Here is a 15,172-nt window from a genome sequence, read left to right on the forward strand (position 1 = left end):
GGGTGGCACAGCGCCGATCCAGGGACGAACTTGGGGAACGCTGTACTAGGGATAGCTGACCGTGAGCTCGGCAAGGAAGGTCCTGCCGTTCTGCCGGCTCGTGGCCGAGAGGTAGCTCTCCGCGGCCGGGTAGTCGTACCGCGCGTCCATCGCGTTGTAGATGCCGATCACATACCGGCTGTGGAAGCGCTGGAGCTCGCCGGACACCGTGAGGTCCGCGACGATCGCGCCCGCGGTCTCGTCGGCCGAGCTGCGGCCGATGCGCCGGGGCGCCTCCAGGTTGATCCGGAGCCCCGCGGCGGCGAGCCGCTCCACCACCGGGACGACGCCGCGAAACGAAGCGAGGTGCTCCGGCGCGTTGATCAGCCGCTCTCCGCGCCTGAGCTCGCCGCGCTGGTAGCCGTAGGTCGCCGCGAGCATCCAGCCTTGCCGCCACTCGCGGCGGAGCTCGACGTCACACCCTGCCACGAACGCGTCTCGACGGCTGTTCACGTAGCGCACAACCCCGGGGCTGTCCTCCGCGGAGGTGATCCGGTCCGACAGCTTGCTCGCGTGGGCGGCGCCGAGCGCGGTCCAGTCGTCGCCGAGGCGCTGCGAGTACTCGATCTCGGCCGAAGCGATGGACTCCGGCTTGAGCACGAGGCGCCGCGCGGGGTCGACGGCGGGCACCTGCGTCTTGCCGTCGGTGTAGAACTGCTCGGAGATGCTCGGGGCGCGGAAGGCGCGCCCGCCCATGATCTTCAGGACCCCTCCCGGCGCGGGCCGGAGGATGATCGCGGCGCGCGGCACGACGATCGGCGCGAACGTGCTGTAGACGTCGAGGCGCGCGCCCCACGAGAGGCGGACCCACGGGGCGGGCGAGCTGTCGAGGATGAGGTAGCCGGCGCCGAAGCGGTACGGCACGGGCTTCGTGCGCACGCGGCCGTCCGCGAACACGCTGCCCAGCGTCGCCTCGGGGTGCGCCTGCACCTCGCCGCCCCCGGTGACCCTCAGCCAGGGGAGCGGCGTCCATGCCGCCCTGAGCTCGCCGCCCAGCCAGGTGCCGTGCTGCTGCTCGAAGATCGTCCCCTCCTCGAACGCGTAGACGCCGCGCCACACGAAGCGGTTCACGTGGGCGCGCGCCATGAGCTGCAGGTCGGGCGAGAGCCGCGGCTCGAAGCGCAGCTCGGCCATCATGTGCGCGTCCTCGTAGCTCGTCCCGAGGTCGTTGAGCCGCGTGCCCACGTAGCCGATCGGGACGAGCTGCTCGCGCGTGTGGTACATCCACTGCGCCGTGAACGGCCCGTACCAGGCGCGCCCGGACGTGCCGCCGGCCCGGAAGGTCTCGGCGCGCTCGGCGATCTGCACGGGCGGCCCCTCGCCAGGGTCCCGCAGCGTCACCGGGACGTCGAACCCGTCGGAGCGCGCCCCGGTGACGCTCGCCCGCACGCCCGCGTCCTTGCGGGCGTTGTAGTGGAACCCGGCGCGCGCGTGGCCCACGCCGTCGTAGTAGGTCCCGGCCGCCACGTGCGCGTTTGTGGGCTCGTCGCGCCCGCGCGGGACGAGGTTGACGATGCCGGAGAGCGCGCCCGTGCCGTAGAGCAGCGAGCCAGGGCCGCGGACGACCTCGATGTGATCCACGTCGTGGAGGTCGTCGCGCGCGTCGGAGCCCACGAACGAGGCGTTCAGCACGTTGTCGTTCGTCGAGTGGCCGTCGGAGAGGACGAGGAGCCGGTTGCCGTAGTCGAGCGGCTCGCCGAGCCCGCGGATCCCGGCCGAGTAGACCACGTGATCGTTCGAGAGGTAGACGCCGCGCGTGCCGCGCAGCGCCTCCGCGATGGTCGGGTACCCGAAGGCGCGCAGCTCCTGCTGCTCGATGACGCTGATGGATGCGGGCGCGTCTTCCAGGCGCTCGAGGACGCGTGAGGCCGACGACACCTCCCGGAGCGGCGCCAGCGTGACGTCGCGCAGCTCCGCCTGCTGGCCGGCCGCCACCTCGATCGTCCGCTCGACGGGCGCGAAGCCCCGCAGGCTGACGCGGACGCGGCGCCGGCCCACGGGGACGCCCTGGATCACCGACGGCGTGAAGCCCATGGAGCGGCCGTCGATCTCGACAAGGGCGTCGGGCTCGTCGGCGCGCACGAGGATCGAGCCGGTGAGCGGGCTTAGGGTCGCCGTGATCGGCACCGTCTCGTGCGCGGCGACGGTCAGCGGCTGCGGCGCCGCCTCGAAGCCCGGGCGCGAGAAATGGAGCACGTGGCGGCCCGGCGGCAGGTCGAGATCGCACGGGGCGGTGCAGGCGGGCGGCGCGCCCTCGTGGTCGACGTGCACCGTGGCCTCGCTCGCGCCGCGCACGTCCACCCGCACGGTGCCGACGATGCGGCGGAGCACGATGAGGACCTCCTTGCTCTGCCCCAGCTTCACCGCGATGTCATCCACGGCCACGGGCTCGTAGCCCGCGAGCTCGACGAGGATCCGGTAGCGCCCCTCGGACATGGCGAGCCGGCGCGGCGCCGTGCCGCGCGCGCCGAGGTCCTTGCGATCGACGTAGATCCTGCCGCCCGGCGGCGACGTGACGATCTGGAGCACGGCCACGCGCGGCGCGATCCGCTGGAGCGCGGCCTGGACCTCGGCGACGACCTCCGGGTCGGCCTCGCCCTCGATCGCGTCGTCGTAGTACCGGTGCGCGTCCGCGAAGCGGCCCAGCTCCTCGTAGGTGAGCGCGATGTTGAAGACGACGTTGCGGTTCGGCACGAGCCGGTTCGACGCGAGGAAGTGCTCGAGGGCGTCCTGGTACCGCCCCTGCTTGAAGAGGTCGCGGCCCAGGTCGAAGTGGAGGTCGGCCTCGTCGGCCTGGCCCTCGCCGTCGGCGCGGGCGGCGGGGGCCTGGAGCAGCGCGCTCGCGAGGAGGAGGGGCACCGCGGCGAGCCTCCACCGGCGGGCGCGCGTGCTCGAGGGCGCTCGACGCATGCCGCTAGCGGTGCTCGCGCAGGCGCGTCGCCTTCGTCGGCGCGGGCTCGCTGCTCGCCGGGTACGGCGACGACGGCGCGAGCACCGCGCGCGGGCGGCCCGCCCTCGCCGAGCCGAGCGGCGCGAGCGCGGCGCCGGCCGTGGCGAACCCGCTCGCCGCGGCGGCCGCCGCGGCTGTGGGCGGCGAGGCGACCTCGGAAGGCGAGAGGGAGGAAGGCCCGGGATCCTCGGGCGAGGGCGCCGAGGGCTCGCCCTGCGCCGGCGCGACTTGCGAGGCCACCTCGCCGGCAGGCGGCGCGCCCGCGGCCGGCGCTGCCCCACGCCCGAGCCACGCGGTCGCCGCCACGCCCCCGAGGAGCGCGACGAGCGCCGCCGCCGCGATGGGCGCGACCATGCTTCGCCGGCGCCGTCCCTGTGGATCCCCTGCGGCGGCGCGCTCGCCCCGTCTGGACGGCGCCGCCGTCGGCGCCAGCGACTCATCCGGGGGCAATGCGTGCACGGAGGGAGGTCCGGCAGCCGACGTCTGCGCGGGCGGCATCGATGGCGAGGCCGCCGCGGTGAGCGTGAGAGGAGCGACGGACGCCCGCGCGGGCGGCATCGATGGCGAGGCCGCCGCGGTGAGCGTGAGCGGAACGACGGACACCCGCGCGGGCGGCACCGACGGCGAGGCCGCCGTCGCGAAGGCGGGGGGAGCGACGGACGCCTGTGTGGGCGGCATCGAGGGAGCGCGCTCCTTCGCCTGCTCGCTCAAGGAGTGCCGGGATCCACGCGTGGGGCCGATCGGCCCGGTCAGGGTCTCGGCTTCCTCGTCGATGGCCCGCGCGCGGTCCGGTGCCGGCGGCGCGTCGACGGTCTCGTTCCCCATCGCCCTGCGCAGGATGCGCGCCACCGTCTGGCGCGCGGACTCCGACGCGAGCGGCTCGAGCAGCGTGGCCAGCTCGGCGATCGTCTGGGGACGGCGCGCTGGATCCTTCTCGAGGCACATCAGGATGACCCACTCGAGCGCGAGCGGGATCTCTGGCCGGTGGCTGCGCGGGGGCACGGGCACGTCGGTCACGATGCTGACGAACAGCGCCGAGACGGACTCGGTCTCGAATGGCAGCCGCCCTGTCAGGAGCTGATAGAGCGTCATGCCGAGCGCCCAGATGTCGCTGCGGGCGTCCACCGTTCGGGTGCTGCGGATGTGCTCCGGCGACATGTAGCGGGGAGAGCCGAGCACCACGGCGGATGCGGTCAGCTGGGCGTTCAAGCCGAGCACGCCCTCCTCGGAGGCCTTCGAGATGCCGAAGTCGAGCACCTTGATCAGGGTCGAGCCGTCCTTGCGGCTCGCGAGGAAGAGGTTGCCCGGCTTCAGGTCGCGGTGGACGATCCCGAGCGAGTGCGCCTCGGCGAGCGCCTCGCAGGCCTCGATCACGTAGCTGACCGCCGGCTCCACGGGCAGCGGGCCCCGCGATTCAAGCAGCGCCTCCAGATCGATGCCATTCAGGTACTCCATCACGAAATAGGGCAGATCGTCGTCGGTCTGCCCCACATCGATGACGCGGGCGATGTGCTCGCTGGCGATCGCCGCTGCGGCCTGCGCCTCTCGGAAGAAGCGCTCCGTGGCGCCGGGCGTGGTGCGCCCCTCGGGCAGCAGGAACTTCAGCGCGACGCGGTGGCGCAGCGAGATGTGGTGCGCCGCGACGACGATCCCCATGCCGCCGCGGCCGAGCACCCGCTCGACGCGGTACTTGCCGCCGACGACGTCCCCGACGCGCGGAATCCTGCGCCATGAAGCCGATTCCGCCGCGTCCGAGCCTGCGTGGGCCATCGGCCGTCAGTATACACCAGCACCTCTGGGACCCGGCAGAATCTCGGCCGCCCGCCGGCGCCGTGTGTGATACGCCCGCTCCCAGCCCCACCCGCTCTGTCGGGCGGCGATCCAGGCGGGGTGTGGCGCCGCGCGCTCGCAGCAGCGGTGGCGCGGCGAGCGGTGGCGGACGGGGCAGGGGGGCGCGCGGGCCGGCGGGGCCGGCCGACATGCGCCGAGCGGGCTCCGGCATTGCGCACTGCGTGGTGGTTCGTCTTCCGTGGATGACGCGCATTGCTATGCTGGCCACCGGTCTCTCAGCGAGGTCTCATCGTGAATGAATTCACTGCGATAGGCCCCCTCCTCGGCGGCGCCCTCATCGGCGTGGGGGCGTCTCTCCTCCTGCTCTTCAACGGGAGGGTCGCTGGCATCAGCGGCATCTTCGGAGGGCTCCTCTTCCGGAAGCCTGGCGATACCGCCTGGCGCGCGGCGTTCGTCGCGGGCCTCCTCCTCGGCGGCCTCGCGCTCGTCGCCGCGCACCCGCGCGCCTTCCCCTCGGCGGGAGGCGGCGGCTCGCTCGGCCTCGTGATCGCCGCCGGGTTGCTCGTCGGCTGGGGCGCGCGGCTCGGCAACGGGTGCACGAGCGGCCATGGAGTCTGCGGCCTCAGCCGTCTGTCGGTCCGGTCGCTCGTCGCCACGCTGACGTTCATGGCGACCGCGGCCATCACGGTGTACGTCAGCCGGCACCTGCTCGGAGTGGCGCGATGAGGCAGGGCGCGGCCGCATTCCTCGCCGGCTTGCTGTTCGCCGTGGGGCTCGGCGTCTCCGGCATGACCCAGCCGTCCAGGGTCATCGGCTTCCTCGACGTGGCCGGCGACTGGGACCCGAGCCTCGCGTTCGTGATGGCCGGCGCGATCTCCGTGCACTTCCTGGCCTACCGCGTCCTTCGCCGGCGGCGGCGCGGGGGCGGCGCCGATGCGGCCGGCCTTGTCCGAGCGCCGCGCTTTCCCCTCCTGGCCGACCGCGCGGCCGTCCCGACCCGGACCGACATCGACGCGCGCCTCATCGCTGGCGCCGGGCTCTTCGGCGTCGGCTGGGGTCTCGCCGGGTACTGCCCGGGGCCGGCGCTCGTCTCGCTGGTGACCGGATCGAGCGCCGTCCTCGCGTTCGTCGCCGCGATGGCCGCAGGCATGGTGATCGAGCGTTTCGCCACGGCCAGGACGAGGGGCGAAACGAGCGAGCAGACGACGGAATGAACGGCGGGTGAAGCGACGCGTGGACTCACGGGTGAAGCACCGCGTGTGGCGGGCGGAACACCGCGTGGAACGCCAGGCAGAATACCGCGTGTGGCGGACGGAACACCGCGTGGAACGCCAGGCAGAATACCGCGTGTGGCGGGCGGAACACCGCGTGTGACGGCCGGGACACCGCGTGGAACGAGCGAGGCGAGGGGAGGCGCGCTCGCGACGAGCATGAGCATGCCGGCAGAGCGCGTTTCAGGTCGGCGTCTCTTGCAACGTGTCTCCAGGCGAGGCCATACTCGCTCCCCAGTGCTCGATGGCGGCCGCGGTCGTCCGCTGGCTGGTGGATGAGAGGCTTCGGCCGCCGTCATCAACGCTGGGAGAGCGAGCCATGAGGATGTCACTCGGCCCCTTTCTGGGGGCGACGGCTGTCTCTTGTCTTCTATCCGCCTGTGTCGAGCCGGTCGATGCGACCGGGCTCGCGGCCGCCGAGGCCGTTGACGGGACGGGAGCTGAGGCGACCCACGAGGCAAGGCCCTTCGAGGTCTGGGCCATCGATCAGTCCAACACGAACGGGCTGACGTACGGCGGCACCTTGTACATCTACAACGGCGCGCGCCTTGCGGGCGACTCTCCCAGCGACGCGGTCTCTGCGGAGGTCATTGACCTCGGGGACCAGACCGCATCGCTGTGCCTCGAGCAGACCGGCGCCAATCCGGTCCGGCCGCACATGCTCCTCTTCAACGCTGCGTACACCCACGCCGTGGTGTCCTTCGTGGCGAGCGGCCACGTCGCGATCCTCGACGCGGCGACCCGCGCTCCGGTCGCGTGCCTCCGCACCTCGCCGGGCGCGGACGGGGCGCGGCAGGCCCACGCCGCGGTGCCTGCGCCGGACGACTCCTACATCCTTGTGGCCAACCAGAACGGCAAGCGAATCGAGCGGATCGCGACCGACTACGCCGCGGGCACCTTCGCGTGGCAGCCGGACGCGACCCTCGACCTGGCCAGGTGCACCGCGCCGAGCGGCGATCCCTGTCAGTTCCCGGGTATCCGCCCGGACAACGCGCCGATCTGCCCGATCATCGACGCCACGGGCACCTATGGCTTCATCACCCTGCGCGGAGGCGGCCTGTTCGTCGTCGACCCCACGTCGACGCCGATCGAGATCGTGGGCGAGTACGACGCAGGCGCCGTGCACGGGAACGGGTGCGGCGGCATCGAGGCCGGGGGCTCGATGTTCATCGACTCCGGCGGTGCGACGGCGACGAACCTGGATCAGTTCGACGTGTACCGATTCCCGCTCGCCGGCTACGCGCCGACCAACGCGGTGAACACCCCCAGGCCCGATGTGGTGTTCTCCGACGAGTCCACGGACCGTGACGCCCACGGCATGCTGGCGACGGACGGCGGCCGCGCCCTCTGGGTGCTCGACCGGATCCGGGGCGTGGCCGAGGTGTTCGACGTCGAGACGAACGCGCACGTGGGCACCGTCGACCTGAAGGGCCCGCTGTCGCGCGATCCCTCGCCCGACCTCATCGATACCTCGCCCTCGCACAACCGCATCTTCGTGACCCTGCGCGGCCCGACGCCGCTGAGCGGCGACCCGCACGCCTCGGTGGGCAGCACGCCCGGCGTCGGCGTCATCAACGTGACCCGAGCCGGGAGGAGCGGCACGCTCAAGCGCATCGCGCCAATCACCAACAAGGACGCTGGTGGCGTGGAGCGGGCAGACCCGCACGCCATCCGGGTGCGCCGGCGCTGCTCGAACGCCGGAGGCCGTTGACCGCTCGCCAACAAAGACACGGTGATCTTGCCGCAGCGGTCCACGGTGCGCATCGTCACGCGCTTCGATGATCCAGGCATGTGGATGTTCAGGTCTTCGGGCGAACTGCCCATCTGCGCGCCCACGAAGGTGACGTCGGGGTGGCGTTCGATCACGCGGTTGCGCTCCTCGAAGAGGGCAAGGGCCTCAGAGAGTGCAACATCGAGCCGAACCAGTTCGTCGGGATGAGCGTCTTCGAGCTGTACAAGGGCTACCCGATCACCGACAGCGTGCGGCGTTCGCTCGTCGGAGAGCAGACTCACTCGTACGAGGAGGTGCACGGCTATCACTGGGAGAGCTGGGTCGTGCCGTTCCGGGGCGACGCCGGTGGGGCTCGACCTCTCGCAGATCACCACCCAGCAGAACCTGCGGGCGGCCCTCGGCCATTGCATCCGCAAGATGAGCGCAGAGAAGCAGCGAGCCCTCTCAGATCACTGACACGTGCAGTCGACCGAGAGCGTGTAGCTGCCTTCGGCCCCGGCGTAACCGTCCACCACCACGTAGAAGGTCTGGCCCGGCGCGCTCGTCCAGCTCACGGTCTCGACGGTCTGTAGATCCAGCGGGGTCGAGGAAGCCATCTCGTTCGACCGGATGGGGTCGCAGGCGGACAGCAGCAGGAGATCCAGATCCGTCGCGAGGTTCTCGAGGTTTGCGGTCACCGTGCACTCGGCCGTCGAGGAGAAGGCATAGACCGTCTCACGCCCCGACTCGGCACGAGCGGTCCGGTCGTAGCCCGACCACTCATTGGCGCGCCCCTGGCTCGTCGTGCTGTGATTCAAACGATCGCCACACGCGATCGGCAACGCTACCCCACACGGGTCGGCCCCGCTGTCCGTGCCCCCGGCGCCGCCCGCGCCGATCCCGCCGTGGCCGCCCCCGGCACCGATCGTCGCAGCCGAGCCGGCGGCACCACCCTGGCCGCTGGTGGCGACGGCTCCGCCGGCACCACTGCCGCTGCTGGTGGCGACGGCTCCGCCGGCACCACTGCCGCTGCTGGTGGCGCCAGCGTCATGGCCGGCAGCACCACCCGTCCCGCCCACCTCGTGCACATCATTGCCGCACGCTGCAACCATGAAAAGCGCGAAACCGAGAGCCAAGTGACGTCGAAGCACGTTGCCTCCTTCCCATCCGCCTGCGCACAGCAGCATATCATGCCCATTACGACCCTGTGCCGCTTGGACGTCCGCGCTTGCAACGAGCGACGCCAGCCCCGACGCGTTCGACTCGGGGTCCTGCCTTCCAACATTGCAGCGGTACGCGATGGAAGCTCTCCTGGCGTCCGTCCCGGCGACGCCGTAGCTCGTGCCCCAGGCGCAGCTGCCCCAGGCGCAGCGCGCTCCGATGCCGCGCCCTGGATGATCCGTGACCACCACCCCCGCACAGGCGCGCGCCACGATGGCCCGCGCCCGCGCGCAGCCTCCCCGGCAACCGCCCGCCAGCCGCCGTCCCTGCCAGGCGCAGCCACCAACTCTTCGGAACTCCTCGTTATTGTATCTGCGAGTGGGCCTTGTTTTCCCCTGGCGGAAAGGCGGCCTCAACGCGCTGCATCCACGCGCAGGCGCGGACGTGAACGCCGCGGTGCGCCTACATCGTGCGTCGACCCATGCTCATTACAGCGACTGGCGCGCCGATCCCGGTGTCACGTGACCGATACAATGAAGTGGTTGACAGCGACCGATATCTTCTGATTTAGGACATCGGGGGGCATCATTCACATAGGGAGGGCGGGACGTGCTGTTGAAAATTGACACGGCACTGCGGACGGACGCCAGCGCGGTGGCCGCCGATGACGGCTATGATGCCGTGATCGTGGGCACCGGGATTGCCGGCGCGATCGTGGCCAACGAGCTAAGCCGAGCAGGCAAGCGGGTGCTGCTGCTGGAGGCGGGGGCGGGGACGAACCGGTCGATCTCCGGCTATGAGTCCTACCTTGCCAACTTCTTCGCGGCGTCGTCGAAGGACAACCAGTCGCCGTTCCCCGAGAACCCGAACGCGCGGATGCCGCGCAGCCCGGAGCTCCGCAAGCTCCAGCCCGGCGAGACCGACCCCGCTCCCTACGTCGTGCAATCAGGCCCCTACGTCACCGACACCAACTACACGCGCGTGTTCGGCGGGACGACCATGCACTGGGAGGCGAAGACCCCCCGCATGCTGCCGGATGACTTCAAGGTCCGCACGCTGTTCGGACAGGGCGTCGACTGGCCGCTGCGCTACGAGGAGCTCGAGTCCGACTACCAGGTGGCCGAGCGCGAGATGGGCGTCTCCGCCGACGTCGGGGAGCAGTCTTACCTGGGGCTGAGCTTCCCCGAAGGCTACGTGTACCCGATGAAGGGCCTGCCGCTGTCCTACCTCGACCAGAGGGTCGGGAAGGGCATCGACGGCACCGAGGTCAAGCTGCACGACCAGGCGTATTCCATCCGGATCCGCGCGTACCCGCAGGCCCGCAACGGAGTTCCCAATCCTGCCTACGACGGCGGCAAGGGTTACGTGCCGGTAGGCGCCGTCAACACCCATCAGGTGGAGGAGGGGGAGCGCTGCCAGGGCAACACCAACTGCGTGCCGCTCTGCCCGGTGCAGGCGCGGTATCATTCCGGCAAGACGCTGGCGAAGGCGCTCGAGACAGGGCGGGTCGACCTGATGGTCCAGGCGGTCGCCTCGAAGGTGGTGATCGATCCCGAGAGCGGGCGCATCACGGCGCTGGAGGTCAAGGTCTACAAGGACCCGCAGTCGTCAGAGCACGAGACGATCACCGTCAAGGGCAAGATCTTCGTGCTCGCCGCCGGCGCCATCGAGACCCCGCGGCTCATGCTGGCTTCCGGCCTCCGGAGCAGCAGCGGGCTGATGGGCCGCAACCTGATGGACCACTCCTACCTGCTGAGCTGGGGGCTGATGCCCGATGTCTGCGGGACCACGCGCGGCACGAGCTGTACCGGCGGCATCATCGACCTGCGCACGGGGTCATTCCGGCGGAGTCAGGCGGCCTTCAGCGTGGACATCCACAACGACGGCTGGGGGTGGGCGACGGGCTCGCCCTTCACGGATCTGGCCGAGCTCGTGGACCAGCACAACCACTTCGGGGACGAGCTGCGCCGCGGGCTCGTCGACCGCATCTCGCGCCAGCTCCTGTTCGCGTTCATGCTCGAGGTGCTGCCGAGCGAGAGCAACCGCGTCACCGTCGATCCGCGCTACACCGACCGCCTCGGCAACATGCGCCCGGTCGTCTCGTTCACGGTGCCGGAGTACACGATGCGCGGCGCCGCCTATGCGCGGCAGTTCGCCAGGACCATGTTCGCGCGCCTGGGCGTCGTGGATTTCTCCCGGTACGACCCCGGCGACTACGGCTATGTCGCCTACGAGGGCGAGGGGTACGCCATCCGGGGGGGCAACCACCTGGCCGGCACCCACATCATGGGATCGGACAAGCGCACTTCGGTCGTCGACACCGACCAGCGCTCCTGGGATCATGAAAACCTCTATCTGGTCGGGTCCGGCAGCATGCCTTCGGTCGGCACCGCCAACGTGACCCTCACCCTCGCCGCGCTCTGTTACCGGAGCACGCGCGCGATGCTCAAGCAGCTCCACTGACGCGAGGCACGCCCATGACCTACTCCCGACGATCCGAACCTCCCGTGCCGCGCAACAAGATCGAGACCATCACCGAGCTGCACCATTACCTGCAGCACGCGCTCCAGCTGGAGCACGCCACGATCCCGCCGTACCTCGCGGCGCTCTACTCGATCAAGCCGGGGACCAACCCGGATGCCGTCCACATCCTGCGCGTGGTGGCGGTCGAGGAGATGCTCCACCTGACCCTCGCGGCGAACCTGCTGAACGCCGTCAAGGGCACGCCCGACCTGACGGTCAAGGGCTTCGTGCCCAGCTACCCCGCCTACCTGCCGGACGGCGAGACCGACTTCCAGGTCCACATCGCTCCCTTCGGCATCGAGGCCATCGAGACCTTCAAGAAGATCGAGCGGCCGAAGAAGGGAGGCGGGCGGCTCGTCCGCAGCGCCGCCCCGGCCGGCGCCACGGTGCTGGGCGCGCACCCCGAAGACTCCGATATGCAGTTCTACAGCATCGGCGAGTTCTACGCCGCCATCGAGGAGGGCATCGTGCGCCTGGAGGCGGAGGCGCAGGCCCGGGGCGAGACGATCTTTGTCGGCGATCGCGGGCGGCAGATCACCCGGGAGTACTACTATTCCGGCGGCGGCGAGCTGCTGCCCGTGATCGATCTGGCCAGCGCGCGCCGGGCCATCTCGCTGATCATGGAGCAGGGCGAGGGCACCGAATCCAGCATCTACGACCGGGAAAAGGAGCTGTCGCACTATTACCGCTTCGACCAGCTCACCCTGGGTCGCTACTACCAGCCGGGTGACCAGCCGGGCCAGCCGACCGGGCCGACGTTCACCGTCGACTGGAAGGGCGCGTACCCCATCAAGACGGACGTCAAGCTGGCCGAGCTGCCGGCTGGCTCCGAGCTGTACGACATGGCGGTGGCCTTCAACCGCGCTTACGCGAAGTTCCTCGAGACCCTGACGCGGGCCTACAACGGCGAGCCGGCGCTGCTGATGAGCGCCGTGCCGCAGATGTTCGAGTTCCGCAACCTGATCACCCAGATGATCCGCAACCCGCTGCCGAACAGCGAGTTCACCGCGGCGCCGACCTTCGAGCTCTACCCGGACGCGGACGCCCCTGCCGCGGTCGCCGGCGTGAGCGCGGTGTCGAGCCGCCTCGATCGATTCCTCGCCTTCTCCGCGGAGGTGACCGCCTTTGCCGTGTTCGAGCTGCATGGGACCGGGCAGGCCGAGGCGTACCTGAAGTCCGCCGATGAGGTCGTCGGCGCCGCCGTGGTGGACGAGCTGCTCGCGATCCATGGCGGGGCGGGGCAGGGGAGCGACCGCCAGGCGCGTGACACCTTCCTGCGCCGGGAGATCTTTGGCCACGAGAAGCTCGGGCCGATCGCCCGCAACATCATCAAGATGTGGTATTCCGGCGTCTGGTACGAGCTGCCCACGGCCTGGACCGAGGCCTTCGGCCCCGCGCCGAAGGACGTGACGTTCGTGGTCTCGCCGGCCTCGTACGTGGAGGGGCTGCTGTGGACGGCCATTGGCGGTCACCCCGCCGGAGCCAAGCCGCAGGGGTTCGGGTCGTGGGCCGATCCGCCGCGCATCCCGTCCTCCGAGGACACGCCGGCGCGCCGGTCGCTGCCTGTCGTCGGCGAGCGATAGCGCGTCGCGGGGGCAACGTGGTGTCGGGAGGGATCGGCCGATAGCGAGGCCGACCGAGGGGCCCTCGGCGACTTCGAGGGTCGCGTCGAGCCGGTGCAGTCAGCGAGAGAAGTCCCGGAGGAGGAGCGCATGGTCGGGATGGGGAGGGAGATCTGCGGCGACCTGGGGATCGCCGAAGGCCGCGAGTGGCTCGTCACCAACGGCATCGGCGGCTATGGCTCGGGGACGGTGGCCGGCTCGCTCACGCGCGGCTACCACGGGCTCCTCGTCGCCGCCCTCCGGCCGCCCGTCGATCGGCGGCTGATGCTGGTCAAGGTCGATGAGGCGGTCACCTACCGCGGCGCGGCCTGGGACCTCGCGACCAACCGCTGGGCGAGCGGCGCCGTCGCGCCGAGCGGCCTTGTCAACATCGAGCACTTCGCGCTCGAGGGCTCGATCCCTTGCTGGCGCTACGCCTGCGCCGACGCGCTGCTCGAAAAGCGCGTCTGGATGGAGCACGGCCAGAACACCACCTACGTCGCTTACACCGCGCTCCAGGCCCGCGAGCCGTTGCGCCTCACCGCGCGCGCCATCGCCAACAACCGCGTCTTCCACAACACAGGCACCGTCGCGTGGCCGGCCGGGGTCAGCGCCGCTTCGGGCGGCGTCCGCGTCGTCACGGCCGGCGACGCGCTGCCGCTGTTCCTCAAGCTGGAAGGCGGCGCGGCCACCCCCGCGACGGAGCTCTACCGCGGCTTCGCGCTCCCGGCCGAGACGGCGCGCGGGCTCCTCGATCGCGACGACCACGTCCACGTCGCGACCTTCGAGGCGACCCTCCTGCCCGGCGAGACGGTGGTGTTCCTCGCCGCCGCCGGAGACGGCACAACCGCTGTCGATCCGGAGGCCCTCCCGCGCCGCCGCGCGCGCGATCGGGCGCTCCTCTCGGCGTGGAGCGGGGCGCGGCCGTCGGGCGCGGCCGCCGCCCCCGGCTGGGTCTCGCAGCTCGTCCTCGCCGCCGACCAGTTCGTCGTGGACCGCGCGCAGACCCCCGGCGGCAGCCCCGGCAAGAGCGTCATCGCCGGTTATCCTTGGTTCGAGGACTGGGGCCGCGACACGATGATCAGCCTCCCCGGGCTCGCGCTCTCGACAGGGCAGGCGAGCATCGCCGCGCCGATCCTCCGCACGTTCGCCGCCTTCGTGGATCAGGGGATGTTGCCCAACCGGTTCCCCGACGGCGCCGCGCACCCCGAATACAACACGATGGACGCCACCCTCTGGTACTTCCAGGCCATCCGCGCCTGTCACGAGGCGACCGGCGACGACGGGCTGCTGCGCGATCTGTTCCCGGTGCTGCGGGACATCGTCGACTGGCAACTCAAGGGCACGCGTTATGGGATCCAGGTTGACCCAGGCGATGGCCTGCTCCGCGGCGGGCAGGACGGCGTCCAGCTCACCTGGATGGATGCCAAGGTCGGCGATCGCGTGATCACGCCGCGCATCGGCAAGCCGGTCGAGATCAACGCCCTCTGGTACAACGCGCTGCGGGCGATGGTCGCCTTCGCCGCCCGCCTCGGCGAGCCCGCCGAGCCGTATCAGGGGATGGCGGCGAGGGCCCTCGCGTCCTTCGAGCGCTTCTGGAACGCCGCCGCGGGCTATTGCTACGACGTCCTCGACGGGCCCGCCGGCGCCGAGGCGGCGCTCCGGCCGAACCAGATCTTCGCCGTGTCGCTCCCCGAGAGCCCGCTCTCGCCGGAGCGACAGCGCGCCGTGGTCGACGCGTGTGCGCGGGCGCTCCTGACCTCGCACGGGTTGCGCTCGCTCGCCCCGTCGGAGCCGGCGTATCAGGGGTTCTACGGCGGCGATCAGGAGCGCCGCGACGCCGCTTACCACCAGGGCATGGTCTGGGCCTGGCTCATCGGCCCGTTCATCGAGGCGCACCTCCGCGTTTACGGCGATGCCGACGCAGCCCGCCGGCTGCTCGCGCCGATGGGCGACCACATCAACGCCGCCGGCCTCGGCTCGATCAGCGAGATCTTCGATGGTGACGCCCCCTTCGCGCCGCGCGGCTGCATCGCCCAGGCGTGGAGCGTCGGCGAGGCGCTCCGCGCCTTCACGCTCCTCGACCGGGCGGCGTCGCCCGTCCGGAAGCGCCCTTGAACCGACG

General features: G+C 71.1%; 9 protein-coding genes and 1 pseudogene. 7 read left to right on the plus strand and 3 right to left on the minus strand.

Annotated features, from left to right (window positions below):
• Nucleotides 1-45 precede the first annotated feature (45 nt).
• A complete protein-coding gene (locus WME79_RS12895) occupies nucleotides 46-2,898 on the minus strand; it encodes a TonB-dependent receptor domain-containing protein (RefSeq protein ID WP_437535125.1) in 2,853 nt (950 codons plus the stop codon).
• A 55-nt stretch (nucleotides 2,899-2,953) separates the two neighbouring features.
• Nucleotides 2,954-4,759 carry a protein kinase domain-containing protein gene (locus WME79_RS12900; protein WP_437535126.1) on the minus strand — a complete coding sequence of 602 codons (1,806 nt, stop codon included), beginning with the start codon at nucleotides 4,757-4,759 and terminating at the stop codon, nucleotides 2,954-2,956.
• 312 nt (nucleotides 4,760-5,071) lie between these two features.
• Between WME79_RS12900 and WME79_RS12905 the strand changes: the two genes are divergently transcribed.
• The 4 genes from WME79_RS12905 to WME79_RS12920 all read left to right on the plus strand — a co-directional run bounded on the left by WME79_RS12905 (nucleotide 5,072) and on the right by WME79_RS12920 (nucleotide 7,990).
• The gene (locus WME79_RS12905) at nucleotides 5,072-5,506 is read left to right on the plus strand and encodes a YeeE/YedE family protein (RefSeq protein ID WP_437535127.1); all 435 of its coding nucleotides are present in this window, start codon (nucleotides 5,072-5,074) and stop codon (nucleotides 5,504-5,506) included.
• Nucleotides 5,503-5,994 (plus strand): DUF6691 family protein, encoded by a 492-nt coding sequence (locus WME79_RS12910; protein WP_437535128.1) that lies wholly within the window; start codon nucleotides 5,503-5,505, stop codon nucleotides 5,992-5,994. The genes WME79_RS12905 and WME79_RS12910 overlap by 4 nt, the downstream gene beginning before the upstream one ends.
• 376 nt (nucleotides 5,995-6,370) lie before the next feature.
• The gene (locus WME79_RS12915) at nucleotides 6,371-7,762 is read left to right on the plus strand and encodes a hypothetical protein (protein WP_437535129.1); all 1,392 of its coding nucleotides are present in this window, start codon (nucleotides 6,371-6,373) and stop codon (nucleotides 7,760-7,762) included.
• Between the two features lie 45 nt (nucleotides 7,763-7,807).
• A complete protein-coding gene (locus WME79_RS12920; RefSeq protein WP_437539835.1) occupies nucleotides 7,808-7,990 on the plus strand; it encodes a hypothetical protein in 183 nt (60 codons plus the stop codon).
• A gap of 242 nt (nucleotides 7,991-8,232) precedes the next feature.
• On the opposite strand, the gene WME79_RS12925 is transcribed toward WME79_RS12920, so the two are convergent.
• The gene (locus tag WME79_RS12925) at nucleotides 8,233-8,874 is read right to left on the minus strand and encodes a hypothetical protein (RefSeq protein WP_437535130.1); all 642 of its coding nucleotides are present in this window, start codon (nucleotides 8,872-8,874) and stop codon (nucleotides 8,233-8,235) included.
• Nucleotides 8,875-9,532: 658 nt separating this feature from the next.
• Between WME79_RS12925 and WME79_RS12930 the strand changes: the two genes are divergently transcribed.
• The 3 genes and pseudogenes from WME79_RS12930 to WME79_RS12940 all read left to right on the plus strand — a co-directional run bounded on the left by WME79_RS12930 (nucleotide 9,533) and on the right by WME79_RS12940 (nucleotide 15,165).
• Complete coding sequence (locus WME79_RS12930; RefSeq protein ID WP_437535131.1) at nucleotides 9,533-11,386, plus strand: GMC family oxidoreductase; 1,854 nt, start codon at nucleotides 9,533-9,535, stop codon at nucleotides 11,384-11,386.
• A gap of 14 nt (nucleotides 11,387-11,400) precedes the next feature.
• Nucleotides 11,401-12,501: pseudogene (locus tag WME79_RS12935) on the plus strand (ferritin-like domain-containing protein); the annotation flags it as partial.
• A gap of 657 nt (nucleotides 12,502-13,158) precedes the next feature.
• Nucleotides 13,159-15,165 (plus strand): amylo-alpha-1,6-glucosidase, encoded by a 2,007-nt coding sequence (locus WME79_RS12940; protein WP_437535132.1) that lies wholly within the window; start codon nucleotides 13,159-13,161, stop codon nucleotides 15,163-15,165.
• Nucleotides 15,166-15,172: the final 7 nt, after the last annotated feature.

The sequence above is a fragment of the Sorangium sp. So ce726 genome (assembly GCF_051521405.1).
Lineage (GTDB): Bacteria > Myxococcota_A > Polyangia > Polyangiales > Polyangiaceae > Sorangium.

Coding starts and splice junctions, on each gene's coding strand:
- WME79_RS12900 (WP_437535126.1), bottom strand. CDS start 4,759: ATGGCCCACGCAGGCTCGGACGCGGCGGAATCGGCTTCATGGCGCAGG.
- WME79_RS12925 (WP_437535130.1), bottom strand. CDS start 8,874: ATGGTTGCAGCGTGCGGCAATGATGTGCACGAGGTGGGCGGGACGGGT.
- WME79_RS12940 (WP_437535132.1), top strand. CDS start 13,159: ATGGTCGGGATGGGGAGGGAGATCTGCGGCGACCTGGGGATCGCCGAA.
- WME79_RS12915 (WP_437535129.1), top strand. CDS start 6,371: ATGAGGATGTCACTCGGCCCCTTTCTGGGGGCGACGGCTGTCTCTTGT.
- WME79_RS12910 (WP_437535128.1), top strand. CDS start 5,503: ATGAGGCAGGGCGCGGCCGCATTCCTCGCCGGCTTGCTGTTCGCCGTG.